32 protein-coding genes are annotated in these 21,978 nt (G+C 71.7%); 27 read left to right on the top strand and 5 right to left on the bottom strand.

Annotated features, from left to right (window positions below; genetic code table 11):
* Nucleotides 1–116: 116 nt before the first annotated feature.
* The gene (locus VSR01_RS17395; protein WP_326450133.1) at nucleotides 117–593 is read left to right on the top strand and encodes a hypothetical protein; all 477 of its coding nucleotides are present in this window, start codon (nucleotides 117–119) and stop codon (nucleotides 591–593) included.
* 238 nt (nucleotides 594–831) lie between these two features.
* Here VSR01_RS17395 and VSR01_RS17390 read toward each other — a convergent pair whose 3' ends face one another.
* The 3 genes from VSR01_RS17390 to VSR01_RS17380 form a co-directional block, all read right to left on the bottom strand.
* Nucleotides 832–1,071, bottom strand: a complete 240-nt coding sequence (locus VSR01_RS17390; RefSeq protein WP_326450132.1) for a hypothetical protein — start codon at nucleotides 1,069–1,071, stop codon at nucleotides 832–834.
* Nucleotides 1,072–1,181: 110 nt separating this feature from the next.
* Nucleotides 1,182–1,514: a hypothetical protein gene (locus tag VSR01_RS17385; RefSeq protein ID WP_326450131.1), complete on the bottom strand. Its 333-nt coding sequence runs from the start codon at nucleotides 1,512–1,514 to the stop codon at nucleotides 1,182–1,184.
* A 151-nt stretch (nucleotides 1,515–1,665) separates the two neighbouring features.
* Nucleotides 1,666–2,004, bottom strand: a complete 339-nt coding sequence (locus tag VSR01_RS17380; protein WP_326450130.1) for a hypothetical protein — start codon at nucleotides 2,002–2,004, stop codon at nucleotides 1,666–1,668.
* Between the two features lie 157 nt (nucleotides 2,005–2,161).
* On the opposite strand from VSR01_RS17380, the gene VSR01_RS17375 reads away from it, so the two are divergent.
* The 13 genes from VSR01_RS17375 (at nucleotide 2,162) to VSR01_RS17315 (ending at nucleotide 8,372) form a co-directional block, all read left to right on the top strand.
* Nucleotides 2,162–2,578, top strand: a complete 417-nt coding sequence (locus tag VSR01_RS17375) for a hypothetical protein (RefSeq protein ID WP_326450129.1) — start codon at nucleotides 2,162–2,164, stop codon at nucleotides 2,576–2,578.
* Nucleotides 2,578–2,718 carry a hypothetical protein gene (locus VSR01_RS17370; protein WP_326450128.1) on the top strand — a complete coding sequence of 47 codons (141 nt, stop codon included), beginning with the start codon at nucleotides 2,578–2,580 and terminating at the stop codon, nucleotides 2,716–2,718. The genes VSR01_RS17375 and VSR01_RS17370 overlap by 1 nt, the downstream gene beginning before the upstream one ends.
* Nucleotides 2,718–2,855: a hypothetical protein gene (locus tag VSR01_RS17365; RefSeq protein ID WP_326450127.1), complete on the top strand. Its 138-nt coding sequence runs from the start codon at nucleotides 2,718–2,720 to the stop codon at nucleotides 2,853–2,855. Before VSR01_RS17370 ends, VSR01_RS17365 begins: the two co-directional genes overlap by 1 nt.
* Nucleotides 2,852–3,034: a hypothetical protein gene (locus VSR01_RS17360; RefSeq protein WP_326450126.1), complete on the top strand. Its 183-nt coding sequence runs from the start codon at nucleotides 2,852–2,854 to the stop codon at nucleotides 3,032–3,034. The genes VSR01_RS17365 and VSR01_RS17360 overlap by 4 nt, the downstream gene beginning before the upstream one ends.
* Nucleotides 3,035–3,106: 72 nt before the next feature.
* On the top strand, nucleotides 3,107–4,189 hold the full coding sequence (locus VSR01_RS17355; RefSeq protein WP_326450125.1) for a hypothetical protein: 1,083 nt from the start codon (nucleotides 3,107–3,109) through the stop codon (nucleotides 4,187–4,189).
* Nucleotides 4,186–4,467 carry a hypothetical protein gene (locus VSR01_RS17350; protein ID WP_326450124.1) on the top strand — a complete coding sequence of 94 codons (282 nt, stop codon included), beginning with the start codon at nucleotides 4,186–4,188 and terminating at the stop codon, nucleotides 4,465–4,467. The genes VSR01_RS17355 and VSR01_RS17350 overlap by 4 nt, the downstream gene beginning before the upstream one ends.
* Nucleotides 4,467–5,129, top strand: a complete 663-nt coding sequence (locus VSR01_RS17345) for a nuclease-related domain-containing protein (protein ID WP_326453691.1) — start codon at nucleotides 4,467–4,469, stop codon at nucleotides 5,127–5,129. The genes VSR01_RS17350 and VSR01_RS17345 overlap by 1 nt, the downstream gene beginning before the upstream one ends.
* 4 nt (nucleotides 5,130–5,133) lie before the next feature.
* Nucleotides 5,134–6,090: a hypothetical protein gene (locus VSR01_RS17340; protein WP_326450123.1), complete on the top strand. Its 957-nt coding sequence runs from the start codon at nucleotides 5,134–5,136 to the stop codon at nucleotides 6,088–6,090.
* Between the two features lie 23 nt (nucleotides 6,091–6,113).
* Nucleotides 6,114–6,521 (top strand): hypothetical protein, encoded by a 408-nt coding sequence (locus VSR01_RS17335; RefSeq protein WP_326450122.1) that lies wholly within the window; start codon nucleotides 6,114–6,116, stop codon nucleotides 6,519–6,521.
* Nucleotides 6,518–6,883 (top strand): hypothetical protein, encoded by a 366-nt coding sequence (locus VSR01_RS17330; RefSeq protein WP_326450121.1) that lies wholly within the window; start codon nucleotides 6,518–6,520, stop codon nucleotides 6,881–6,883. The genes VSR01_RS17335 and VSR01_RS17330 overlap by 4 nt, the downstream gene beginning before the upstream one ends.
* Before the next feature lie 2 nt (nucleotides 6,884–6,885).
* Entirely contained in the window at nucleotides 6,886–7,797 is a 912-nt protein-coding gene (locus VSR01_RS17325; RefSeq protein WP_326450120.1) for a hypothetical protein, read from the top strand.
* Between the two features lie 70 nt (nucleotides 7,798–7,867).
* Entirely contained in the window at nucleotides 7,868–8,110 is a 243-nt protein-coding gene (locus VSR01_RS17320; protein ID WP_326450119.1) for a hypothetical protein, read from the top strand.
* A gap of 121 nt (nucleotides 8,111–8,231) precedes the next feature.
* Nucleotides 8,232–8,372 carry a hypothetical protein gene (locus VSR01_RS17315; RefSeq protein WP_326450118.1) on the top strand — a complete coding sequence of 47 codons (141 nt, stop codon included), beginning with the start codon at nucleotides 8,232–8,234 and terminating at the stop codon, nucleotides 8,370–8,372.
* Between the two features lie 6 nt (nucleotides 8,373–8,378).
* Here the strand turns inward: VSR01_RS17315 and VSR01_RS17310 are convergent, their stop codons facing one another.
* Nucleotides 8,379–8,879, bottom strand: coding sequence for a hypothetical protein (locus tag VSR01_RS17310; protein WP_326450117.1), 501 nt, complete (start codon nucleotides 8,877–8,879; stop codon nucleotides 8,379–8,381).
* Nucleotides 8,880–9,039: 160 nt separating this feature from the next.
* Here VSR01_RS17310 and VSR01_RS17305 point away from each other — a divergent pair, with 160 nt between their 5' ends.
* The 6 genes from VSR01_RS17305 (at nucleotide 9,040) to VSR01_RS17280 (ending at nucleotide 14,358) form a co-directional block, all read left to right on the top strand.
* The gene (locus VSR01_RS17305; protein ID WP_326450116.1) at nucleotides 9,040–10,422 is read left to right on the top strand and encodes a hypothetical protein; all 1,383 of its coding nucleotides are present in this window, start codon (nucleotides 9,040–9,042) and stop codon (nucleotides 10,420–10,422) included.
* 74 nt (nucleotides 10,423–10,496) lie between these two features.
* Nucleotides 10,497–11,009 (top strand): hypothetical protein, encoded by a 513-nt coding sequence (locus VSR01_RS17300; protein ID WP_326450115.1) that lies wholly within the window; start codon nucleotides 10,497–10,499, stop codon nucleotides 11,007–11,009.
* A gap of 198 nt (nucleotides 11,010–11,207) precedes the next feature.
* Nucleotides 11,208–11,570 carry a hypothetical protein gene (locus VSR01_RS17295; protein ID WP_326450114.1) on the top strand — a complete coding sequence of 121 codons (363 nt, stop codon included), beginning with the start codon at nucleotides 11,208–11,210 and terminating at the stop codon, nucleotides 11,568–11,570.
* Nucleotides 11,571–11,597: 27 nt separating this feature from the next.
* Nucleotides 11,598–12,257, top strand: a complete 660-nt coding sequence (locus VSR01_RS17290) for a hypothetical protein (RefSeq protein ID WP_326450113.1) — start codon at nucleotides 11,598–11,600, stop codon at nucleotides 12,255–12,257.
* Nucleotides 12,258–12,281: 24 nt separating this feature from the next.
* Nucleotides 12,282–13,049 (top strand): protein phosphatase 2C domain-containing protein, encoded by a 768-nt coding sequence (locus tag VSR01_RS17285; RefSeq protein WP_326450112.1) that lies wholly within the window; start codon nucleotides 12,282–12,284, stop codon nucleotides 13,047–13,049.
* 172 nt (nucleotides 13,050–13,221) lie between these two features.
* Nucleotides 13,222–14,358: a hypothetical protein gene (locus VSR01_RS17280; RefSeq protein ID WP_326450111.1), complete on the top strand. Its 1,137-nt coding sequence runs from the start codon at nucleotides 13,222–13,224 to the stop codon at nucleotides 14,356–14,358.
* A 14-nt stretch (nucleotides 14,359–14,372) separates the two neighbouring features.
* On the opposite strand, the gene VSR01_RS17275 is transcribed toward VSR01_RS17280, so the two are convergent.
* Nucleotides 14,373–14,672: a sigma-70 family RNA polymerase sigma factor gene (locus VSR01_RS17275; protein WP_326450110.1), complete on the bottom strand. Its 300-nt coding sequence runs from the start codon at nucleotides 14,670–14,672 to the stop codon at nucleotides 14,373–14,375.
* 179 nt (nucleotides 14,673–14,851) lie between these two features.
* Here VSR01_RS17275 and VSR01_RS17270 point away from each other — a divergent pair, with 179 nt between their 5' ends.
* From VSR01_RS17270 to VSR01_RS17240, 7 genes are all read left to right on the top strand, one after another.
* Nucleotides 14,852–15,517, top strand: coding sequence for a hypothetical protein (locus VSR01_RS17270; protein WP_326450109.1), 666 nt, complete (start codon nucleotides 14,852–14,854; stop codon nucleotides 15,515–15,517).
* A 59-nt stretch (nucleotides 15,518–15,576) separates the two neighbouring features.
* Nucleotides 15,577–15,876, top strand: coding sequence for a hypothetical protein (locus tag VSR01_RS17265; protein WP_326450108.1), 300 nt, complete (start codon nucleotides 15,577–15,579; stop codon nucleotides 15,874–15,876).
* 103 nt (nucleotides 15,877–15,979) lie between these two features.
* Entirely contained in the window at nucleotides 15,980–16,246 is a 267-nt protein-coding gene (locus VSR01_RS17260) for a hypothetical protein (RefSeq protein ID WP_326450107.1), read from the top strand.
* Between the two features lie 61 nt (nucleotides 16,247–16,307).
* Nucleotides 16,308–19,334 (top strand): ParB/RepB/Spo0J family partition protein, encoded by a 3,027-nt coding sequence (locus tag VSR01_RS17255; RefSeq protein ID WP_326450106.1) that lies wholly within the window; start codon nucleotides 16,308–16,310, stop codon nucleotides 19,332–19,334.
* Between the two features lie 84 nt (nucleotides 19,335–19,418).
* Nucleotides 19,419–20,249, top strand: coding sequence for an rRNA adenine N-6-methyltransferase family protein (locus tag VSR01_RS17250; protein WP_326450105.1), 831 nt, complete (start codon nucleotides 19,419–19,421; stop codon nucleotides 20,247–20,249).
* 163 nt (nucleotides 20,250–20,412) lie between these two features.
* On the top strand, nucleotides 20,413–20,847 hold the full coding sequence (locus VSR01_RS17245) for a hypothetical protein (RefSeq protein WP_326450104.1): 435 nt from the start codon (nucleotides 20,413–20,415) through the stop codon (nucleotides 20,845–20,847).
* 80 nt (nucleotides 20,848–20,927) lie between these two features.
* The gene (locus tag VSR01_RS17240) at nucleotides 20,928–21,869 is read left to right on the top strand and encodes a DNA cytosine methyltransferase (RefSeq protein ID WP_326450103.1); all 942 of its coding nucleotides are present in this window, start codon (nucleotides 20,928–20,930) and stop codon (nucleotides 21,867–21,869) included.
* The last annotated feature ends 109 nt before the right edge of the window (nucleotides 21,870–21,978 follow it).

The raw sequence follows: 21,978 nt of genomic DNA, 5'->3' as shown, positions 1-21,978 counted from the left end.
GAGAAGAGGGGCCGCTCTCGCGCGCCGTGCGGGATGCCACACCCGTACCGCCCAGCCGTGGGCAGTACGGCAGCGCGACCGCCGGAAACCTGGAGATCAACCGAAGGAGTCCCATCATGCAGTCGACCATCAGCAGCGCAGCCGTCCGTTTCGCCGTCGCCTACGGCGTCCTCACCTCGGCCCACGAAGTCGGCGACTACATCGTCCAGCGCAACAGCGACGCCGTCGCGAAGGGCAAGCACGGCCCGGAAGGCGCTGCCGCGTGCGCACGGCACGTCACCTCGTACACGGCCACCCAGGCCGCCGCCCTGTGGGCGGCTGACCGGCGCTTCGGCCTCGGCCTGGACTGGCGGCGCGCGGCGGCCGGCCTGGCGGTGTCGGCGCTGACGCACTACGTCGCCGACCGTTGCGCCGGACACTGGGCCCGGACCGACCCGGACGCCCCGCTCCTGGTCCGCATCGCCCACGACATGGGCAAGAAGGACTGGCTCACCAAGGACCCGCGCGCCGGGGCGCTGCTCGACCAGGCGTGGCACAAGGGATGGATCGGCCTCGCCGCCGCCATCGCCGCCGGACACCGGACACAGCCCTGAACGGCTGGGACATTGCCCGGACACCGTGTCCGGACAGTCCGGACCGGCTACCCTGGCGCGCGCAGGGCCGGCCGCTGCTCGCGCAGCGCCTGGCGGGCAGCCGCAGGCGGTAAGACCTGTCGCGCGGCGCGGGATCACAACCGGCGGCCCTGCAACCACGAAGGCCCTTCCCGTAGTTCGCGCACGGGAAGGGCCTCGTTACGTCGACCCAGGGGCCGAGCAGGAGTCGGTCAGCCGGTCACAGGCCGCGGTCGCGGTTCCACCGGTGGACGTGCACCGCGTAGAAGACGTTGCCGATCCCAGCCGTGAACATCAGCAGCCAGAAGTGGACCCACAACGACTGGCGCCGCCGACGGACCGCGCCGTACCCGCCGACGACCGTCGAAGCGGCGGCCGACGCCGACGAGCTGTTGTTGATGATCACGGTGGGGGGCGGCCCCGCGTACTGCGGTGGCTGCTGGTCTGGTGTGGTCGTCATGCCCGCTTTCCTCCTGCGTGCGGTGATCCTGAGCGGACCGCACGATAGACCCACAGATCAGATCACCAACGGGGAATCGCGGCACATCACCCGGACGAGGACGAACCGCGTCATCGCGAGGAGGGGCCGTACCTGCGTGTGTGCTCGCCCCGCAGTTCGGCCACCCGGGCGGTCCACGCCCCCGACGCCTCCAAAACAGCGATGTAGGTCAGATCGCCCAGGCGGAACACCTCGGCTTCCGGCAACCCGTCCTTCTTCCCAGCGCACCAGGTCTCCTGGCGCAGGCGGCGCGCGTCACGCAGAGCGCGGGCGCGAACGCCGTTGAGACCGTTCCGCCAGCGCAGCCCGGGGCTGTCCGGGGCCGTGTACCGAGCCGTGCCCATCACGTTGTGCGGTGGCTGCTCGGCCCGGATCTGCTCCAACTCCGCGATGTAGGCCCCCACTCAGCTGTCCTGCCTCTCCTCGGACCGCGAGTGCACCAACGGCCACCACGGCTTGTCGCGGTGATCCTTACACCGCTCCTCCGGGTCGTACGCCGACCCGATGTAGAGCAGCGTCCCGTCTTCCGCCCACAGGCGGTAAACGGCGGCTGGCCTACTCGTCTCCGACTTCTTCTGTAGCGTCACTCGTCGCCTCGTCCTTCGGTGGCCGCGTCCGGCCGGAGCCGGAGTAGCCGTGCTCGATGTCCTGGACGGTCGAGGCAGACACGCCGATGTCCTCGCCGATCTTCCAGCGGGGGACTTTCTGCTTGCGCTGCTCCTGGACGTACTCACGCCGCAGTCGGCTCAGCTCCCGTAGCCGGGGCTGCTGTTCCTTCAGGAACGCCGTGATCGCTCGTGCCCGCACCTTCGGATCCTCGATGGCCTTGAGGCCATCCAGTGCGTCGAACACGCGCCGTACCTCTTCCTCGCCGCCTGCCAGTTCGTCGGCCATCCGGACCCTCTTTCACATGGCCGGTTGCTCAATTTACGGGACTCCCGTAAATTGGGCAATCGAGCGCCACTCTCGCGCCAACAAGTCGCCCCCGGTCGGGGCCTAGGAAACGCCGACCGGGGGCCACGCCAGACCTGCTACCGACAGGAGCTGACGCATGGCACAGGTTACTGATCTGAACGCCGTGGGCCGAGACCGAGAGGACGTTAGCCGCGTCCTGGTCGCCGTCGCCGACCACTTCACCAAGACCAACCCCACCGAGGAGCTGGAGCAGTCCTCGCTGCTCGTCGCCTTCGGCGCGGAGGCGTACAAGCTCACCGGCCGCAGCTTGGACGGCACGGCGCAGGCCCTCGCCAAGGCGGCGCTGGCCACCGCGCCCGAGCTGGTGCCCGGCACCACGCGCGGCGAGTTCGCGCTGATCCTCCGCCGCGCCGCCACGGCGGGCCACGACTGGCCCGACGGCCCGAACGATCCCGCCATCCCCCGCATCACCGGAATCCCCGGCCAGCGCACCCAGCCCGACCCGAAGCCGACCGTCCCCGAGTCGCGCCCCGCCTCGAAGGCGGGTGCCTGATGGCCAGCGCCCCGAAGTGCTGTGCGCGCACCATGCGCCGCGACGGCCGCCAGTTCGTCTGCTCGAAGTGCAAGGGCTGGACTGAGTCCAGCCTCGCGCTCGCCGTCCTGATCGTCGCGGCCGTGGCGGGGGTGCGCTGATGTCCGAGCAGGAGAAGGCCGCCGCCGCCTACAAGGCCGGTGCCGCCCAGCGCGACCCGCAGGCCGTCAAGAACGCCGACGCGACCGCGGCCGAGCACGGCTCGCAGGCCGCCGGTGCCGATCGGGGGCCGCGATGAAGATCGTCCCCGACTGGATGAGGGGCGGCAATGACCGCCAGCTCGCCGCCGACCTCGCCACCAAGAAGCAGATCAAGCGACGGATCGGGCGAGCGATCGACGTCCGCGACTCCGCCCGCGCCGGTCAGGCGTGGGAGGACAACGACCGCCGCCAGGAGCGCGAACGCCACGGGCTCTAGCGGCGGAACCGGCCGGCCCGCCCCACCCGGGGCAGGTCGGCCATCCCCGTATCGCACACGAGAGGTAGAGCGATGGACCAGGCCCCCGATCAGCAGCCGCGCATCGAAGGCGTGAAGTACCGCAAGGTCCCGCGGTTCCGCGAGGAGACGACCGTCATCGACGGTGTCCCCTCGACGCGCCGGGTGAGCGTCGACGGGTGGGAGCCGGTCCCGCCGCGCGAGTGGGACGAGCTGATCCTGCGCGGCGTCACCGGCATCGCGATCACCTTCACCGCCATCGCCGTGATCGGCGGCACCGCCAGCCTCGGCGGCCTCCTCCACCCGCTCGTGCCCGCCGTCATCTCGTACGGCATGGGCTCGGTGTTCGCCATCGCCTGGATCTACTGCCTGGCGATCGAGTGGCTGAACCGCACCGCGCCCGACCGGGCCCGCCCCGCGAAGGTCGCCGGGTGGTTCTTCCTGCTGCTCAGCATGGGCGCGGTCGCCGCGTACGGCCACACGCTGCACCAGCAGTGGGCGGGCGCGTTCGGCGCGTGCGTCGACCTGATCGCCAAGGGCGCGTGGTGGCTGCTGTTGCGCGAGTACGCCGTCCCGCTGGACGCCGGCGTGGCCCACTGGGTGGCCGAGCAGGAGCAGAAGCTCGCCGGGCGCGCGCTGCTCGCCGCCCGGGTCCGCAGGCTCAACCGGCGGGCCGCGTACCAGCGGGCCGTCGGCGGCGCCGAGTTCCAGGCAGCCGACGCGATCCTGAGCCGGGCCGAGGCCGCGCGGAGCCTGACCCCGCCGGACGAGCCGCCGCCGGTTGTCCGGACGGTGTCCGAGCCGGTCAGCAGCCCTGTCCCGCCGACGTCCGGACAGCCCAAGCCCACCCCGGCTCCCGTTCCGGCCCCGTCCGATTCGGTCCCTCCGGTCCCTCCGGCCGCTGAGGACCAGGGCGGCGAGGAGCAGCCCGGGCCCGTGCCGCAGGTCGCGGAGATCACGCGCCCGGCGATCGCCGCGATCTGCAGGAAGGAGATCGCGGCGAACTCCGACGTCACCGACGCCGAGCTGGTCGCCGCCGTGAAGGCGGCCGGCCACCCGGACCGGCCGTCCCTCGCCGACTCCGTGCGCCGCACCGCGCAGCGCATCGACCCCACCCGAAAGGCGAAAGCATCGTGAACAGCAGCGACGAACTCGCTGCCGCTCTGGGCGCAGTGGCCAAGAACGGTGAGCAGGACCTCGCCGATGTACTGGCGGTACTGGCTGCTCAGACCGGCAACCTCAGCGGGATCTTGGCCCTGATCTCCGAGCAGGGGGAACAGGATCTGGTCGCCGTACTGGCCTTGCAGGCCAAGGTAGACGAAGCCGATCTGTCCCGGGCCTTGGCGCTGATCACCGAGAGCGGCGATCAGGACCAAGCCGAGGTGTTGCGCCGGGTGCTGGGAGAGACCACGTGATGGTCATGCTCCTCGTCGTGGCCGCTGCCGTCGCCTGGTACCTCCAGGCCCAGCAGCGCCCCGGCGCGGGCTCCTCCGCAGCCGCCCAGGCCCGCCGCCTCCGCAGTCCGCTGGTCCGCCTCGCCGAACTCCTCGGCGTCCAGACCGTGCGCGGTCGCCAGGCGAAGCAGTGGGCCGCCGGTTCGGTGGGGGAGAAGCGCACCGCGGCCCGCCTCAAGCCCCTCGCCCGCCAGGGATGGACGGTCCTTCACGACCGCGCCCTGCCGACCGGCCGGGCCAACGTGGATCACCTGCTGGTCAGCCCGCGCGGCGTCGTAGTCGTCCTCGACAGCAAGAAGTGGTCCGCCCGCTACCCGCTCCGGGTCGTCGGCGGCCGCCTCCTGCACGGCGACCGGGACGTCAGCGCGCGGCTCGACGGTATCCGCCACGAGGCCCGCGCCGTGTCCGCTGCCCTCGGGTGTCCGGTGATCCCGCTCGTGTCCATGGAAGGTCCGGCGGAAAGTCCGCACCCCCGAGGCGAATGGGTGCTCGATTCCATTCGTATCGTCCCGGCCCACCAGGTCCTCGCCGTCCTGCACTCCCTGGACCGCCGCTACCGCGCGGCGGGGGAGCACCCCGGCCCCCGCGCCGCCGCCCTCTTCCCCGCGTACCGAAGGAAGTGACCCTGTGGACCTCCGCCCCCGGACGCTGCTCCAGCGCCTCACCGACGCTGTGACTCCGGACGAGGCCGCCGAGCCCGACGAGGACCAGGCGCAGCCCGAGCCCGAGCCCGCGCCCGCCGAGCCCGAGAGTGCGCCGACCGTGCCGGTCGCCGCGGCGGTCCCGGCGCAGCCGGCCCCGCTGCGGCCCGGCGACCGCGCCCCGGCCTGGTGGGAGCCCAAGCCGGTCATCGCCGGTCCCGTGTGCACGCATCCCAACCCGAGCACCTTCCAACTGGGGGAGACCGGCGAACAGGTCCCGTTCTGGTGCCCGGACTGCAAGGAGGAGCTGTACCCCGACGTGCCCGCCGCTTCCCCGGCCCCCGCGCCTGCGACGGCGCGCAAGGGCTCGTGCGAGCACCCCAACCCGCACGCGGTCCGGTCGCAGCCGACCGGGCAGCTCGTCGCGTACTGGTGCGCGGACTGCGAGACGCAGCTCCCCGTCCCCGACGACTACGACGAACTGGAGGACGTCAAGGACGCCGATGTCGAGCAGGACGGCGACGGGGGAGAAGTCCCGGCCGCGATCCGCCGCCGCTGGAGCGTGCGCGGGTCCGGAGAGAAGACGTACGCGCGCCCCGGCTACCTCAAGAGCAAGCCCGCCCCGAAGCAGTCCCTGGTCGACTGGTGGATCAGCCGCTCCTCGCAGTCCCGCTGGCTGCTCTACAACGGCACGGCGCTCGCCGGCGGCTTCGCGCTCGGAGTCCCCCAGTTCTTCACCGCCGAGGTCGCCTACCTCGTGCACACCTACCACTCGTGGATGGCGTTCTACGTCGTGATCTGGTACGGCGTCGCCATCGGCGTCTGGGCGTGGGACCACAAGACCCGCCGCTGGCTCCCGCCGTTCGCGCTCGCCGCCCGCATCCCCATGGTCTCGATGGTCGTCGGCTCGCTGCTGTACGGCACGCCCCACCTCCCCGTCTGATCTCACCCGCGAAGGAACAGATCATGAACTCGCTCATCGGCACCCTCGGTCCGGTCGGACTGGCCGCCGTCCTGACCGTCGTGCTGATCGTCGGCACCAAGGGCGACGGCCAGGCCAATGCGCTCAGCTGGGGATGGTGCCTCGCCCTGTCGGTCCTCGCCGGAGCGTCCTACGCCGCCGCCGGCTGGCCCTTCTCCCTCGTGCGCGGGCTGGTCAACGACCTGATCAAGGTCGTCAACAGCTTCATCCCCGGGATGACGCTCCCCGCGATCGGCCTGTGCATGCTGGCGATCATCGCGTGGAAGAAGCTCAGCCGTCGCGGCGTGGTCATGATGGGCATCGCGTTTTGGTACGTCGCCGTCAGCGCCAACGGCGGCCTCGGCATCCTCGCCGAGAGGGTCGCCGCCGCCGCTCATCAGCTCGCGTCATGAGCCCCGCTCACCTGCACGCCGTTCCCGACCCCGAGTTCGGCCCCAACGAGACGCCGGGCCCGGCGGAGTGGCCTGTGCCCGTCCCGCCCCCCGTCGCCCCGTCCCCCGCGGCCGACATCCCGGCCGCCGAAGAGCTGCTCGCCGATGTCGACCAGGACGACGACGCCGACGAGGTCGAGGACCTGGTCGACGTCGAGGACAAGGAGGACGAGGAGGGGGAGCGGCGCGGCTGGATGCCGGACTTGAAGCCGTACTACGACGTGCGCCCGCTCGCCGAGCTCGGCCCGCTCGCCGTCGAGGCAGGGCGCGTCGCCGGGCCGCCGCTGATCCGGGGGCCGGCCGACTCCTGCGCGACCTGGTGAAGATGACGGCCTGGTACCTGCGCGGGCTGCGCGTGCTCCTGGCGCTCCTCCTCGGCTGGCTGTCGGGGAAGTACGGCAAGCACGGCAGCGTCGGCGCCCGGTTCGGCGCGGCCGGCTTCGTCGCATACGGCACGGCGAGCACCGCGGCGACCTTCCCGATCGCCCCGTGGGTGATCGGCGCGGCGTTCCTGGCCGCCGTGGTCCTCGCGGCCACCGGCCGGATTGCGCTCCCCAAGAGCAAGCCCGCGAAGAAGGCCGCCGACAAGGGCAAGGGGAAGGCCCCAGCGAAGAAGCCGGCCCCGGCCGCCGAGGAGACGACGACCGAGGTCGTGAACGAGGCCGCGCCCGCGCCCGCGCGGACCCGTCTGCTGGCCCGCTTCACGCGCCGCGCCGACACCCCCGCCGAGGACGCCGAGGAGGACCCGGAAGAGGGCTCCCCTGAAGCCCCGGAAGATGCGCCGGAGGAGGCCGCCGCCGACCCCTCCCGGGAGGCCATCGCGGCGGCCCTGCACCACCTCTATCGAGGGGGCAGTGGGGTACTCCACACGGCCCTGTACAAGCACCTCGGTCTGCCCGATTCCCAGGCCGTGAAGAGGGTGCTGGACGGGGCCGGAATCCCCCACCGCCCGGGGGTCCGAACACCAGTCGGGAATGGGCCCGGCGTGCACCGCGACGACTTCCCGGCCCCGCCCCCTCCCCTGGCCGCCCCCCAGGGGTCCGGTGTTGCCGCAGGTCAGCCCGCCAACGCCAACGCCAACAACGCCGCCAACGCCCCCGAAGAGGGGTTGGCTGTAGACGGCAACGACTGGACGGCGGAGGACCTGGCGCGCGGCCACCGCTTCGTCCAGGACGTCGACCGGGGGCCGTCCGTCTGGACGATCGAGTACCACCCCAGCCGCAGGGAGAAGAAGTGACGACTGGTACCCGCAGGTCCGACCTGTCCGCCATGATGGGGGGTGATCTGAAATGAGAGCAGGAGTCGGGATGAGCCTCCAGTACCGATGCGGCCAGTGCCGCACGACGTCGCCGCCGGTGCTGACGCGCACGGGGCTGGACGAGGAGCGCCGCAAGCACCGCGTGCTGTTCCACGGCGGCCACGTCCCCGACGGCGAGCGGGTGATCGAGCCCGAACCGTTTCGCTTCACCGACATCCCGCTCGGGCAGTGGGTCGCCGGCGCGCTGATGACGCTCGTCATCGTCGTCGGCATCGCGGTCCGGCTGGGGTAGGCCCCCGGCGCCGCTGGGGCGGGGCCGGGCACACGAGAGCCGCACACGTTCGTGTGCGGCTCTCGGCATGTCCGGAGGCGGTACGCTCCCCCGCCCAGGTTGCAGGTCGGAGGGTGGCGTCATGGCGGGTACGACGGCGTTCGTGTGGGTTCTGCTCGGCGGCTGCGTGGTCGCGGTCACCGCGGTGCTCGCGCGGGCGAAGGTGGAGATCGCCCGGATTCAGGCGAAGGCCGGCCAGGGTGACCCGGCCCGGAAGGGCTGACCCGGGTCAGTCGCGGATCGAGCGCACCGTCGGCTTGCGCAGCGGCGGGACCTTGTACTCCCGGGCGATCGTGCGGACGGTCGCCTCTGTCCACGGGGTGTGGGCGGCGACTTTGGCCTGGGAGACGCCGGACGTGCGCAGTTCGTCGGCGACCGCCTTGCGCGCGGCCGTGCGCTTCTTCCCCAACTCCTCCTCCGCCTTCGCCCACGCGGCCAGCGCGGCGGTGAACTCGGGGCTCGGCTCGTAGGGGGGTGGCACCTTGCCGGGCGTCTTCGGCGGCACGTCGTACTCGGTGGCGATGCCGCGCACGGTCTCCTCGGTCCACGGCGTGTGCTCGGCGACCCGGCCGTGCGACTGCCCGGAGGCGCGCAGCTCGTCGGCGACCGCCTTGCGTGTGGCCTGCCGCTTCTCCTCGTACGACACCTCCTCGGCCGCCAGCTCGGCCAGCGCGGTGCGCAGGTCGTCGCTCGGCTCGTACGGGGGACGGGGCGTCTTCTTGGTGGCCATAGGTTCGAGTATTCCACAAGCGGGGTTTGGCAAACGCGGTAGCCGTAGCGGGCTTGGGGCCGATCTACCTGCGAAAACTTTACCCAAGTCGGTTTACCTAAGTTCATTTGGGTATGATGGTGATTGAACCACTCACCACCCACCCGAGAGGCCACGCGCCATGACCAACACCCGCCCCCTCCACGAGCTGGCCGGCCTCATCCCGGTCCGCAGCGCCACCACCGCCCTCCCCCACTACGCGGAGACCGAAGGCGCCCCGGCCGTCTGCACCCGGCAAACCGGCGCGCGCATGACCGACGCCGAGGCCGCCGCCGCGCCCCGCTTCTGCTCCCACTGCGTGGCCCACGCCGAGAAGCTGGCCGCCGAGCGCGCCGAGCCCGCCTCTCCCCTGACCGCCGCCGCCCGCGCCTTCGCCGACTCGATCGAGCCCGGCGACCGCAACGAGGAGATCCGCGCGCTCGCCCGGCGGGCCGACGTCGACCTGGCCCACAGCAAGAACGACTTCGAGCCGCACTTCGCGGACCCGGCGGCGGTGATCACCCTCTGCCACGAGCCGGTCGAGCGCAGGCTCAACGAGGAGCAGGCCGCCCGGGTGCCCGTGCTCTGCAAGGGCTGCGCGGAGGCCGCCGAGCGGATCGCCGAACGCCGCGAAGCTGAGGAGGCCGCCGCCAAGGCGCCGGTCACCGACCCGCGCGCGCACCGCTTCGACAGCACCCGCGAGGCGTACGACGCGACGCAGTGGAACGACGAGATCCGCGACGGCGACGTGCTGGTCATCGCCTCGGAGAAAGTGGTCGGCATCCTGAACCTGGCGTGGCCGGTCGCCTTGACCGTCCGACACGGCGAGCTGCACACGCTGGCCGTGCCGATCAGCGAGGTCGGCGAGGGCCGATACGCCGAGTCCGCCCGGCTCGCCGGCGAGCAGGCCCGGGAGCTGCACGTCGCCTTTCGGGACGACCACGCCCCGGACGCCGAGCCCACCGTGCGGCAGGTGAACGACATGCTCCAGGCCGCGAACGAAGCCTCCACGCGGGTGGCCAGCGACCCCGACCCGGAGGACCCGCAGTGGCGGGCGGCCCTGGCGCGGCTCACGGCCGCAATCGAGTTCCTGCGCAAGCACTGCCCGGGGTACGCCGCCGCGGTGGAGGCCGCCGATCGTCGGCCCGCCCACCTGGCGAACGTCGCGCGCGGCTGCGCCCCGAGGCACTGCGGCACCCCCGACGTCGGCGCTGCCCTCGGTGTTCTCGACGGCCTGGCGTGCGCGACGCTGACCGACGAGCACGACATGACCGACCCCTCCGACACCGACCTGCCGGTGCGCGGGTTCGCGGTCGAGCCCCGCGGCCACGGCCTGGTCGCCGCGTACTGGCTGGAGCGCGGCCTGGCCCGGCGCCGGGACGACGGCTGGCACGGCCCGGCGCTCGACGCCCTCGCGGACCGCTTCAAGGACGCGGGTTGGGCCGTCGAGCCGCTGCGCCCCTCGTCCCTGTGCGTCTTCGCGCACCGCCCGCAGCCGGACGCCGCCCAGACCCCGGCCCGCTGACCCCCAGCTCCACGGGGCGGGCCGCCCGGCCCGCCCCGCTCGACCACCGCCCCGCGAGCACCGAGGAGAACGCCATGTACGAGGTCACCATCGAGCACCCCGCCTTCGAGGAGAAGACGTTCACCGCGAAGGACGGCGGCGAGCTGCGCACCCTCATCTACGGGGTGGCCCGCGCCCAGGGCAAGCAGGTCGACAACGACAGCGACATGATCGCCGAGGTCGGCGCCGTCCGCTCCCGCGCCGACGTCGAAGGCGTCGGTGTGATCGAGGTCTACGACCTGACGGTGAAGGTCGCGCCCGCCGAGAACCCCTCGGACTACGCATGCGAGGGCCACGAGAGCCTGTACGTCGGTCTCGGCGAGAGCGCGTACTGCGACGGCGGGTGCGTGCGCCGGCTCCGGTTCACCCGGGACTCGCTGGTCGAGCTGACGCTCGCGCTGGACGACGAGGAACTGGACGAGACCGGCGGGTGCGGGCGGTGCGGCCTGGAAGCCGACCAGATGTGCGTCGGGTGCGGGCGCTGCAACTGCGACACCCACGGCTCGTGCGAGCGGCCGGACGGCGAGCCGGACACGTCCGGACAGTAGTCCGGACACGGCTGACGCCCCGTCCTCCCAGGTGGAGGGCGGGGCGTCGTGCTGTCCGGCCCGGCCGCCGGACATGCCCGGGACCTGCGATCTTTGCCGACCCTTTGCCTCCCATCTTTACCCAAATTGGTTTCCCAAAGTTGACTTGGGAAAGAATGAAGTTGTCACCACAAACCACCCAGTAAGGCGAGGCCCGCGATGAGCGCACAGGACGCCACCCCCCACCCCACCCGATGCCTCAAGTGCCACCGCATCCTGCGCTGCCCCTCACCCGACGGCTACGGCCCGAAGTGCAGGAGGAAGATCCGCCGCGCCACCAAGGCCCCCGAGCTGGGCCAGTACAAGCCGCACCTGGTCGAGAAGGCGGTCGAGCTGCTGGAGCAGGGCGCGGTCGTCCCCCTGCGCCGCACCGGCAAGAACCGCGTGTTCCTCGTCGTCTCCAGCGACGGCGGCAGCAACTACCGGACCGCCCGCGCCGCCTGCAACTGCCCGGCCGGCCTCAAAGCGATCTACATGTGCAAGCACCGGATCGCCGTGCACGCCCTCGAAATCGCCAGCTGACCCCCACCCGCAGAGAGGACCCGCGCCATGAACCAGTACGTGAAGGCCGCCACCCGCGCCCGCCTCCTCGCCGGCGTCATCCGGGGCCGTGCCCAGGGCCACCCGCAGGGCAGGGAACTGCGCCTGACCGCCCACCAGCTCGGCCAGGCCGCCGCGGTTCTCCTCGGCCTCGGCGGCAGCCACGACATCGCCGAGCGCGCCCAGACGATCCTGTGGCGCGCCCGTACGACCGCCCCCGAGGGCTTCCCGACCGACGTCATCGGCTACGCGTCCGCCCCGCTGACCGGCTACAACCCGGGCATGGCCGACCTGATGCCCGCCGACCCGGCGCACGCCCGCCGCGAACGCGCGCTGCGCGCCCGCCTCCTGGCCGTCACCGAGGCCGGACACCTCGACAGCCGCGACGAGGACGTGGTGCGGGCTGCGCTGATCGCGCTGATCGACGTGCACGCCGAGCATGCCGAGCTGGCCGCCGCGGTGGAGCTCCATGGCCGGATCGACGCGCACCCCACGGTCTACCGGCCGCTGCGGGGCGCGCGCACCGGCCAGCACCTCCCCGGCCGGCTCGCGGTCTTCGACGGTGACCAGCTCGTCGCCGAGCTGCCCGTCCCCTTCGACATCACCCCCGGCGAGATCTGGCGGCTCATCGCCACCGTCCAGGCCGACGCCTTCCTCATCGCCGCCTGACCTACCGACAGAACGGACCCCCCCATGCGCACCTACGCCACCGCCCAGGCGATCGGCCTCCGCTCCTTCCAGTGCGACGCCACGGCCATCCACACCGCGCCCAGCGGCGCCCGCGCCTTCGTCGTGCTCGACGGGATCGGCGACGGGAGCCGGGTCCGCGAGTGGACGCGCACCGCGGCCCGCCGCCTGGCCCGCGCCGCCTCCCGCCGCGCGGACGCGGAGGCCGGCCTGCGCCACATCTACGCCGACTACGCGGCCGACCTCGACCGCCACGACCCGGAGATGGCGCGCTGGATGCCCTCGGCCGCCGCGCTCGTCGCGCTCTACGTGCCCGGCGAGCCGCTGCAACTTGCCTGGTGCGGAGACGTCCGCGCCTACCTCCTGCGGCGCGGCATCGCCCACCGGTTGACCGAGGACCACAACGCACGCCGGGTCTACCCCCCGACCGCGCTGTACCCGGAAGGCGGCAACCGCAACATGATCACCTCGTACCTCGGCGGGGTGCTCACCGACGACCAGGCGATGGCGAAGTACAACCACCCGGCGATCGAGACCTGGAGCGTCCCGCTCGACGGGCCGTGCCGCCTCGCCCTGCTCTCCGACGGTGCGTACGAACCGCACCTGGAGGACGGGAATGACCTGTACGTCGAGCTGGAGCACGACCCGATCGGCCAGGTCGCCACCGAGTTCGTGGACCTCGCGGTCGAGACGTCGATCCAGCGGTCGAAGGCCGAGGACCCCGAGGACCCGTACGCGGACAACGCGACCGTGCTGCTCGCCGACCTCACCTGAGCGGGCTGTCCGGACACGTCCCCGGACGTGTCCGGGCGGTTGTCCGGACACTGCCCGGACAACCATCGGACAGTGCTCTCACCTGCGGATTTCCTGTCCGGACACCGGTACCTCAGCCTGCCCTCAGCGTTAATCATAGTGCCCACCCACTAATACCCCTCCGGGAGACGCCGTGAGCCCCACCACCCCACCCAAGACCCCGACCGTGGCCATCGCCCGCATCCTGCGCAGCCTCGGCCTGGTCCAGGGCGATGACTTCCGCGTCACCGGCGAGTACCGCAACGGCGAGCGGATCGGCACCTTCGTCCTCGCCCTCACCCGCCACACGGACGAGACGATCGCCGCCCAGGCCGATGAGATCGAGCGCCTGGCCGGCGAAGGCCCGTACCCGTTCCGCGTCTCGGTGCGCTACCCGAGCGGCGACCGCCCGATGATTACCGTCGCCAACTACGGCGCCCGGGTCCGCGAGACCTCGCCGACCCCGGCCACGCCGCCCGCGCCCGTCGAGCCCGAGCCCGCCCCGGCCGCGCCCGAGGCACCCGCGGCCGGCTCCGTGGCGGAGCGCGTCCTCGAGGGAGCCCGCGAGCGGGCATGGGGCCGCAAGCGGGCCGAAGCGCTCGGCTGGTCGACCCACCAGGCCGAGCTGATGGCCGTCGCGGCGGCCGTCCAGCTCCAGTACCGCTCGGGCGCGCTGCGCTTCTTCCCCCAGCCCGGCTACGCCGGTCGGCGCGTCGAGCCCGCCCGGCTCAAGCCGCTGGTCGACGCCGGACTCCTCGTCATCTCCGAGCCGTTCGGGCCCGACTCGAAGCGAGTCAGCGTCACCGCTGACGGCCGCGAGGCGCTGCACCTGTGGCGGGTCTACCGCCCGGTGCCGGTCCCGAAGGGCCCCGCCGACGTACAGCCCCTGCGCCCGCTCCTAGGCGGCGAGCTGCACACCAACCAGAGCGCGTCCGCCGAGGAGCAGTACCGGCTGCGCCTGGCCGAGCGGGAAGCGACGTACACCGCGATGGAGGAGCTACACGCCTGGGAGGCGCGCGACGAGCGGCTGTGGGACGTGTGGGCGCGGGTGCAGGGCATCACGCACCGCCTCGGCCGCAGTCGCCCGGCCGGCTGGGTGCCCACCGACGAGGAGATCGCCGAGCACGGCATCGCGGCCGACCTGGTCGCCGAGCTGCGCGCCGAAGCCGAGCGCCCGACGTCGCGCCCGGAGCTGCCGAACACACCCCGGCCGCTCCCGGCGCCGATGCCCGAGCTGACCACCGCGCCCGACGACGCCGAGCAGCTCGACCTCTTCGGTGCAGCGTGCTGACCCGCGCGGGCAGGTCAGTCCTTGGCCGCCGCCTTCGCGGCGGCTGCTCGCCTGTTCTCGGTCGCGCGGTGCCCGGCGGCGATGTCGTGGACGCGCTGGGGGGTGACCTCCAGCGGGCCGGACAGGGTCTTGGCGCTGTGCTGCGGCATGTCGAGCAGGGCGCGCACCGTGCGCTGCCTCTCGGAGCGGATCCACGCGGACAGGTCGGGGACGGCCTTGAGTGCGCGGCCGAGGACCTGCGCGCGCTCGACGGTGGGCTCACCGGCCAGCTCGGCGAGGGCGGCGAAGACGGCGGGGAGTTCGGGGCGTTCCATGCCGCGCAGCTTAGTGCCTCCCCACTAAGGCGCGGGGCTCGCACGGCCCGCACGTTGACCCCACAGGGCTCTGACCTGCGAAAACTTCCCTGATTTCTTTGCGTCACCCCGGTACCCCACGGGGGATACAGCGTTAGTCATAGTGTCCACCCACTAACACCACCCCCAAGGAGCCCGCCATGAACGTCACCACCGCCTACCGCGTCCTCACCAGCCGCGCCGAGGACGTCTTCGACCAGGACGCCAAGGCCCGCACCCGGCTGACCAACGCGCTCACGGTCGACGGTGCGAGCCTCGACGGCCTCATGGACGCCGCCCTGGTCAGCGCGGGCATCGCGAAGCCCTGGCGCCAGCTCATGAAGCGCATCGAGGTCCACGGACCGATCGAGGGCCTGGCCAAGCAGCGCGAAGAAGCCATCGAGACGCTGCTCCAGTGGGGATTCGGGATGAGCACGAGCCTGGTCTCCAACGCGCAGCGCCTCGCCGAGCAGGACGGGCTGCGCCGCTTCCTGTCCGCCACGGACGGCATGGAGATCACCGAGGACGAGCCCCCGGCCGAGGAGCCGGAGCCCACCCCGGAGCCGGCGCCCGCCCCGGTGGAGGTGCCGAAGGTGACCCCGGCCCAGAAGCGGACCCTGGAGGCCATCCGGGACAACGGCGTGAGGCTCCAGGAGTTCAGGGTCGCGGCCACCCGGGTCGAGGTCGAGCGCGGCGAGCGGCCCCGCAAGGACATGGTCGAGTTCGTGATCGCGCAGGGCTGGGCGAAGCAGGACACCAGCCGCCCGCTGTTCCACGGCCAGCCGGTCAGCCTCACCGCGGTCGGCGAGGCGATCCTCGCCGCCTGACCCTCGTTCACCAGGCGGGGCCCACCGGCCCCGCCCCCTCCTCCAGGAAGGTCCCAGCCATGAGCGCCACCCAGATCCCCACCGCCTGCGAGGCCAGCGACCTCGGCGACGCGGTCGGCAGGATCGCCGCCTTCGCGGCCCTGTCGCTCCACGAGTCCTTCCCGCACCTCGACCTGGAGGGCCTGGTCGAGACCTTCACCCGGGCGAGCGCCGTGGAGTTCATCGGCCGCCGGTACGTGGCCGCCATCGAGGGCGGCAAGGCGCCGGGCGAGGCGGCCGGCGAGGCGGGCACGGCCCTGCTGCACGCCTGGGCGGACGCCCGGCTGGAGGCCCGCGCCCAGCTCGGCAAGGCCATCTGACCTGCAACTTTCTCCGATTTCCTGCGATCAACCCGGTACCCCAGGGGTGTTCGGAAGTTAGTCATAGTGTCCACCCACTAACCCCCAGAATAGGGAGTCAGCCATGGAAGCCGCCACGATCTCCGCCGTCTTCACCGCAGCGGCCAGCTCGACCTACTGGAAGCTGGTCAACGGCTCCGAGTGGATCACCGAGGTGAGCCACGGCGGCTACACGTACTACGTCGAGCTGCGCAAGAGCGACGAGCCCGTGCAGGCCGAGATCACCGGCCGCCTCGGCTACGGCGGCACCGAGTTCCTGTCCGTGGCGGCCACGTGGGGCCAGACCTTCCCGATCGTGGAGGCCGCCCTGAACGCCACCCGCGTCCACTGATCCCCCCCCGGGCGGGGCCACCCGGCCCCACCCCCCTTCTTCCACCCAGGAGGTGCGCCCCATGGCGACCATCGAGATCACCCACACGCGAGCGGAGGGCACGATCCTCACCGGCTCCAGCAAGGGAGACGGCGTCTTCGAGATCGTCCGCGATCACGGCTTCTGGTTCTCGCGCAACGTCGACGGGCTCTACATCCGGCGGTCGCAGGACAAGGAAGCCCAGATGTGGCGGATCAACGGCGCGGCCGAGGCCCTGCGCGCGGCCGGCCACGAGGTGACCGTCGAGATCAAGGAGGAGGTGCGGCGGTCTTTCGCGGAGGCCGAGGCCGCCCGCGAGGAACGCGCCGAGGACCGGGTCGAGCGGTTCAGCGAGCGCGCGGGCCGCGCCGTTGCCTCGGCCGACGCCCGGCGCGAGAAGGCCGACCAGATCTCGAAGCGGTTCGAGTTCGGGCAGCCGATCCTCGTCGGCCACCACAGCGAGCGCCGCGCGCGCCGCGACGCCGAGCGGATCGACACGAACATGCGGAAGTCGTTCGAGGAGCGGGACCGCGCCGCGTACTGGGCGGACCGCACCCGGGCGTCCGAGAACTACGCGAAGCACCGCAACGACCCACACCGCACGCTGCGGCGGCTGGAGCGGCTGCGCGCCGACCTGCGGGCGCAGGAGCGCCACCACGCGGAGGCCGTCGAGAAGGGCTGGTCCTCGGTCGACCGGCACGCCCGGCTGATCCTCGACCTGACCGAGGAGATCGCGCACTGGGAGCAGATCGTAGAGAAGGCCAAGGCCGAGGGCGTGAAGATCTGGGGGCCGGACGACTTTGCTCCCGGCGACTACGTGCGCTACTCGGGCTCCTGGTACCAGGTGGCCCGGGTCAACCCCAAGACGTTGAGCATCGCGTGGAACCTTCGGCTCGCGCCGAAGCAGGTGATGAGCCTGGAGGACGCCACGTTCGACGGCGGCCGGGTCGGCACGCACACCGCGGACTACACGCAGGTGCGCGCCCGCTGCCCGGAGGCGGCGATGAACGCGTTCCTCGCGGACGGGAAGGTGCCCGGTACGAAGTCCGCCGACGCCGCCTCGATGGAGCAGCCGGCCAGCGCGGTGCGCGAGGCCCGGGCGGCGGCGAAGTTCCAGCAGAAGGGGAAGTCGAGGAAGGCCAGCAGCGATCCGAAGGTGGCGAAGCGGGTCCTCGTCACGTGCCCGCTAGGCGGCGCCGAGGCGACCGTGACGTGGCTCAATGGCAACAGCCGCCCGCACAAGGACTTCGAGCCGGTGACGATCACCGCGCCGGAAGGCGAGAGGTTCCACCGGGCGGTGTGGTCGAAGTCGCTCCAGGCCGAGATCGCGCGGGTGCTGGGCGAGCGCGGCTACGTGTGCGGCAAGGACGACTGGACGGTCTCCCGGGACCGCGGTGGCTTCGTGCGGTCCGTCGAGCCGAAGCCGCAGGAGCCCGCCGCGGCGGTCGACCAGGAGCCGCAGGCGCCGGAACCCGCCATCGACGAGACACCGGCGGTGGTCGAGCCGGCGCCGGAACCCAAGGCGCCGAAGGTCTGGGGACGGTCCGACTTCAAGAAGGGCGACTACGTCCAGGCCGAGGGCCGCTGGCACGAGGTGCTGCGGTCCAACCCGAGGAGCGTGTCCGTGCCCGGCCCGGACGTCTACCTCATCCAGTGGGACATGGTGACCGGCCGCAGGAGCGCGGCCGAGATGGCGGAGGCCCTGGCCGCCGAGGCGGATGAGGACCAGGCGCCCGCCGAGGTGACCCCGAAGAGGACAGAGGCTCCGCCAGAGGGGGCCGAAAAAACCGCGTCTGACCTGCGATTTTCTTCGTCCAACCCGGTACCCCAGGGGTCTTCTGAAGTTAGTCATAGTGTCCACCCACTAAGCTCCACACCGCACAGTGAGAGGCCAGAGACCATGACCGACAGCACCACCACCCCCGCCCCCGAGGTCATCGAGAAGGCCCCCGCGAAGAAGGCGCCCCGCAAGGCGCCCGCGAAGAGGGTGGTCGAGCCCACCAAGGTCAGCAAGCGCCGCGAGGTCGTCGCCGAGACGGCCGCCGCGGCCGCCGAGAAGGCGGCCACCCAGAAGACGATCCCGATCGACCGGATCGACCGCGACTTGGACCAGCCGCGCAAGCTGTTCGACCAGGCAAAACTGGAGGAGCTGGCCGGCTCCATGCGCGAACTCGGCCAGCTCCAGCCCATCAGCGTCTGGTACAACCCCGGCACCAGGCGGTACCAGATCATCATGGGCGAGCGCCGGTGGCGCGCGGCGAAGATGGCCGGCCTCACCAAGATGACCGCCCTCGTCCTGCACGGCGCGGTCGCCGGGTCCCGCGAACTCCTCGCCAAGCAGGTCGCCGAGAACGTCGGCCGCGCGGACATGACGCCCATGGAAGAGGCGAAGTCCTTCAAGGATCTGGAGACGGCCGGGTACGAGATCGAGGAGATCGGCCGGATGTGCGGCAAGTCCCCGGCGTACGTCGGATGGCGCATCGACCTCCTCAAGCTGTGCGCCCCGGCGCAGGACGCCATGTCCAAGGGCATCCTCGGCGTCAACCTGGCCTGGTACGCGGCGCAGCTCAGCGACGCGAACCAGATGCGGTTCCTCAGCCGGTACACCCAGGGCGGGTTCGCCGGCGACCGGGAGGCCGAAGCGTTCGTCAAGGCATGCCGCGCCGAGGAGGAGCGCCGCGAGTCGCAGGGCTCGTTCTTCGTCCTCAGCGAGGAGAACCCGGCCAAGAAGGGCGACGTCCAGGAGTCGATCCTTGGAGACCACGACGTTCCCCAGGAGGAGCGTGAGCGGATCATCTCCGAGCGGTCGAAGCTGACGAAGAAGATCGAGCGCTTGTCGGTCGCCGGCGAGATCCTGGCCGAGCTGGCGACCGCCGACCCCGAGGAGCTGGCTCTCCTCCTGGCCGGAGCCGCCGGAGGCGTCGAGGCCCACAGCAAGCGGATCGGGCACCTGCGCAAGCTCGCCGGGCAGGTCATCGGCAACCTGACCAAGGCGCAGGCGATCGCCTCGGTGCGAGCCAGCGGGATCGAGATCAACCCGGCCGCCGTCGCCGAGACCGACGCCGCCTGACCCTCCCTCCTCTTCAACTGCCCGCCGCATAGTGTCCAGGCACTATGCGGCGGGTGGTCCACCCCTCTCCGAAAGGACTGCCCCATGCGCTTCCCGACCGACGTCCTCCGCACCCTGACCGACTCCCGCACCGTCATCAGCGGCGACCTGGTGCGCATCCCGTTCGAGCTGGACCGCGCGACGTACGCGCAGGTGAACACGGTCCTCAAGGAGATGGGCGGCCGGTGGGACGGCCGCAAGGCGGTCCGCGCGCACGTCTTCCCGCACCGGATCGAGGAGGACTTCCGGCAGTTCCTCGCGGCCGGCGAGTACCCCACCCGCTTCGAGCAGGGCTGGTTCCCGACGCCCCACCAGCTCGTGATGCAGGTCTGCGACGCGGCCGGGATCTACGCCGGGATGACCGTCCTGGAGCCCTCGGCCGGAGCGGGCGCCCTGACCGCCGAACTCGCCCGCCGCGGCGGCCTGGTCGACAGCGTCGAACTCGACCCGAACCGGGCGGAGCTGCTGCGCAAGCAGGGTGACTCCCGGCGCGTCATCGCCCGTGACTTCCTCGACCTCGACCCGCTCGACTACGAGGAGGGCTTCGACCGGATCGTGATGAACCCGCCCTTCGCCGACGGCCTGGCGCACATCAAGCACGCGATCGGGTTCATGAAGGACGACGGCATCCTCGTGTCCGTCATGTCCGCCGGGCTGCTGTGGTGGAGCGACCGGGCCTCGACCGAGTTCCGCGCGGTGGTCGAAGAGGTCGGCGGCGAGATCGAGCCCCTGCCGGACGGCAGCTTCGCGTCCGTCGGGACGGACATCCGGACCTGCCTGGTCTACGTCCCCGGGTACGCAGGCGGCCCGCTGCGCACGCACGACTGGCTGCGGCGCCAGCCGAAGCAGCTCGACCTCTTCGACATGGCCGCGTAGGCCGATGACCTGCAACTTTCTGCGATTTCCCCGGTCGTACCCGGTACTCCAGGTGGGCCCACACGTTAGTCATAGTGTCCACCCACTAACCACTACGACCGGGGGTCATGCCACCACCACAGCTACCTTCCCTCCCCCACATCACACGAAAGGACAAACCAGGATGAGCGATCTGCGCCTCGCGACCTGCACGTACCAGGAGTTCGCCCCGCACATGGGCACACCGGTTCGGACCACGGCCGGCCACCCGCGCTTCCCCCTCAGCTACCAGCTCGGCGGCCACGCGCGGCTCATCACCCCCACCCGTGACCTCCTCAAGATCAACGTGCAGGACGCCTACGAGTGGGGGTACCGCCGGCTGCTCAACGGCCACGGCTTTCAGCGCATCGAGCAGGAGCTGGCGGGCATCGCGGGCGCCAACGAGCTCGACAGCCCACTGGTCCTCCTGTGCTTCGACCGGCTGGACCGCCTGACCCCGCCCGACGACTGGTGCCACCGGCTCCACTTCGCCAAGTGGTGGACCGAGCAGACCGGCGATGAAGTCCCCGAGTTGGGCGCGCACCGCAAGCAGGCGCCGCCCACCCTCTTCGACGCCTGATCCTCAGCCCGGCGGGCAGGGGCGGGAATCCCCGCCCGCCGGGCACCCAACCGACCGCCTCACACAGCAAGGACCACGAGATGATCGAGACCCGCGTCTGCATCGACGACACGTTCGGCCCGTTCGACTGCCAGCTCGACCCCCACAACCGGTGGAACGGCTGGCTGAGCCCCCACTTCACCCTGGACGTCACCCGGGAGCTGTCCGCCCAGACGCTCCGCATGGCCGACGAGTACGGCTACGACTGCACCGACACGATCCACGTGATCGAGGGCCGCGCCGACAGCCAGGACGCGCTGTTCGGCGGGCTCGGTGACGCCGCCCCGCAGGCCGCGCCCGGCCCGCTGCTCGTCCCGACCGGCGGCACCTGGCGGGACAAGGCCGTCACCCTGGACCGGCCGATGTCGACCCGCACGACCGTCGAGACCGACGGCATCGTGGTCCCCCCGATCCTCGTGCCCTGCGAGGGCCGCGACGGCAAGAAGCCGATGAGCGTGGACGACCCGCTGCGCACCCAGACCGCCCGGCTGGAGACCGCGCTGGCCTACCTCCCGCCGTTCGTGATCCCGATGCGGGGCGGCGGCGACAAGGAGAAGGCCCGGCACATCAGCGCCCCGCTCCACACCGTCTCGGCCGGCGGCAACCACCACGGGTTGGTGACCGCGCCGGACCACCTGCTCGTGCCGTACTACGGCAACGGCCGGGCCCGGGAACTGACCGAGCCGATCGGCGCCCTGCCGACGCGAGACCGGTACGCGCTGGTGAAGGCGGCGGTCGACTTCAACATTGACGACGTGCTGTTCCGGATGCTCCAGCCGCACGAGATCGCGCGGGCGATGGCCTTCCGGGCGGGGTACAAGATCATGGGCTCGAAGCGGCACCAGGTGCGGCAGCTTGGGAATGCCGTCACCCCGGGCGTCGCGGAGAACCTGTACTGCGCGCTGTACGAGGCGATCACCGGTGAGGAGCTGCCCCGGTTCGCCGAGGGACGTGGTCCCCTCTCGATGACTCTGGCCGCCTGAGCTGGGCGAACATTCCCCAAACCCTTTTTCCAAAATGGGTTAACCAAAGTGAACTTGGGGAATGATGGAAGTAGATCCACTCACCACCCCCCACCACCCAGCAAGGGAG

The organism is Actinacidiphila sp. DG2A-62 (assembly GCF_035825295.1).
Taxonomy (GTDB): domain Bacteria; phylum Actinomycetota; class Actinomycetes; order Streptomycetales; family Streptomycetaceae; genus Actinacidiphila.
Note: the sequence above shows the minus strand (reverse complement) of the source record. Positions and strands in the feature narration are given on the sequence as shown.

What these genes read in the sequence shown, in the direction of transcription:
- VSR01_RS17395 (WP_326450133.1), top strand. Translation starts at nt 117, where the DNA reads ATGCAGTCGACCATCAGCAGCGCAGCCGTCCGTTTCGCCGTCGCCTAC.
- VSR01_RS17390 (WP_326450132.1), bottom strand. Translation starts at nt 1,071, where the DNA reads ATGACGACCACACCAGACCAGCAGCCACCGCAGTACGCGGGGCCGCCC.
- VSR01_RS17380 (WP_326450130.1), bottom strand. Translation starts at nt 2,004, where the DNA reads ATGGCCGACGAACTGGCAGGCGGCGAGGAAGAGGTACGGCGCGTGTTC.
- VSR01_RS17375 (WP_326450129.1), top strand. Translation starts at nt 2,162, where the DNA reads ATGGCACAGGTTACTGATCTGAACGCCGTGGGCCGAGACCGAGAGGAC.
- VSR01_RS17370 (WP_326450128.1), top strand. Translation starts at nt 2,578, where the DNA reads ATGGCCAGCGCCCCGAAGTGCTGTGCGCGCACCATGCGCCGCGACGGC.
- VSR01_RS17365 (WP_326450127.1), top strand. Translation starts at nt 2,718, where the DNA reads ATGTCCGAGCAGGAGAAGGCCGCCGCCGCCTACAAGGCCGGTGCCGCC.
- VSR01_RS17360 (WP_326450126.1), top strand. Translation starts at nt 2,852, where the DNA reads ATGAAGATCGTCCCCGACTGGATGAGGGGCGGCAATGACCGCCAGCTC.
- VSR01_RS17355 (WP_326450125.1), top strand. Translation starts at nt 3,107, where the DNA reads ATGGACCAGGCCCCCGATCAGCAGCCGCGCATCGAAGGCGTGAAGTAC.
- VSR01_RS17345 (WP_326453691.1), top strand. Translation starts at nt 4,467, where the DNA reads ATGGTCATGCTCCTCGTCGTGGCCGCTGCCGTCGCCTGGTACCTCCAG.
- VSR01_RS17335 (WP_326450122.1), top strand. Translation starts at nt 6,114, where the DNA reads ATGAACTCGCTCATCGGCACCCTCGGTCCGGTCGGACTGGCCGCCGTC.
- VSR01_RS17330 (WP_326450121.1), top strand. Translation starts at nt 6,518, where the DNA reads ATGAGCCCCGCTCACCTGCACGCCGTTCCCGACCCCGAGTTCGGCCCC.
- VSR01_RS17325 (WP_326450120.1), top strand. Translation starts at nt 6,886, where the DNA reads ATGACGGCCTGGTACCTGCGCGGGCTGCGCGTGCTCCTGGCGCTCCTC.
- VSR01_RS17320 (WP_326450119.1), top strand. Translation starts at nt 7,868, where the DNA reads ATGAGCCTCCAGTACCGATGCGGCCAGTGCCGCACGACGTCGCCGCCG.
- VSR01_RS17315 (WP_326450118.1), top strand. Translation starts at nt 8,232, where the DNA reads ATGGCGGGTACGACGGCGTTCGTGTGGGTTCTGCTCGGCGGCTGCGTG.
- VSR01_RS17310 (WP_326450117.1), bottom strand. Translation starts at nt 8,879, where the DNA reads ATGGCCACCAAGAAGACGCCCCGTCCCCCGTACGAGCCGAGCGACGAC.
- VSR01_RS17305 (WP_326450116.1), top strand. Translation starts at nt 9,040, where the DNA reads ATGACCAACACCCGCCCCCTCCACGAGCTGGCCGGCCTCATCCCGGTC.
- VSR01_RS17300 (WP_326450115.1), top strand. Translation starts at nt 10,497, where the DNA reads ATGTACGAGGTCACCATCGAGCACCCCGCCTTCGAGGAGAAGACGTTC.
- VSR01_RS17295 (WP_326450114.1), top strand. Translation starts at nt 11,208, where the DNA reads ATGAGCGCACAGGACGCCACCCCCCACCCCACCCGATGCCTCAAGTGC.
- VSR01_RS17290 (WP_326450113.1), top strand. Translation starts at nt 11,598, where the DNA reads ATGAACCAGTACGTGAAGGCCGCCACCCGCGCCCGCCTCCTCGCCGGC.
- VSR01_RS17285 (WP_326450112.1), top strand. Translation starts at nt 12,282, where the DNA reads ATGCGCACCTACGCCACCGCCCAGGCGATCGGCCTCCGCTCCTTCCAG.
- VSR01_RS17275 (WP_326450110.1), bottom strand. Translation starts at nt 14,672, where the DNA reads ATGGAACGCCCCGAACTCCCCGCCGTCTTCGCCGCCCTCGCCGAGCTG.
- VSR01_RS17270 (WP_326450109.1), top strand. Translation starts at nt 14,852, where the DNA reads ATGAACGTCACCACCGCCTACCGCGTCCTCACCAGCCGCGCCGAGGAC.
- VSR01_RS17265 (WP_326450108.1), top strand. Translation starts at nt 15,577, where the DNA reads ATGAGCGCCACCCAGATCCCCACCGCCTGCGAGGCCAGCGACCTCGGC.
- VSR01_RS17260 (WP_326450107.1), top strand. Translation starts at nt 15,980, where the DNA reads ATGGAAGCCGCCACGATCTCCGCCGTCTTCACCGCAGCGGCCAGCTCG.
- VSR01_RS17255 (WP_326450106.1), top strand. Translation starts at nt 16,308, where the DNA reads ATGGCGACCATCGAGATCACCCACACGCGAGCGGAGGGCACGATCCTC.
- VSR01_RS17250 (WP_326450105.1), top strand. Translation starts at nt 19,419, where the DNA reads ATGCGCTTCCCGACCGACGTCCTCCGCACCCTGACCGACTCCCGCACC.
- VSR01_RS17245 (WP_326450104.1), top strand. Translation starts at nt 20,413, where the DNA reads ATGAGCGATCTGCGCCTCGCGACCTGCACGTACCAGGAGTTCGCCCCG.
- VSR01_RS17240 (WP_326450103.1), top strand. Translation starts at nt 20,928, where the DNA reads ATGATCGAGACCCGCGTCTGCATCGACGACACGTTCGGCCCGTTCGAC.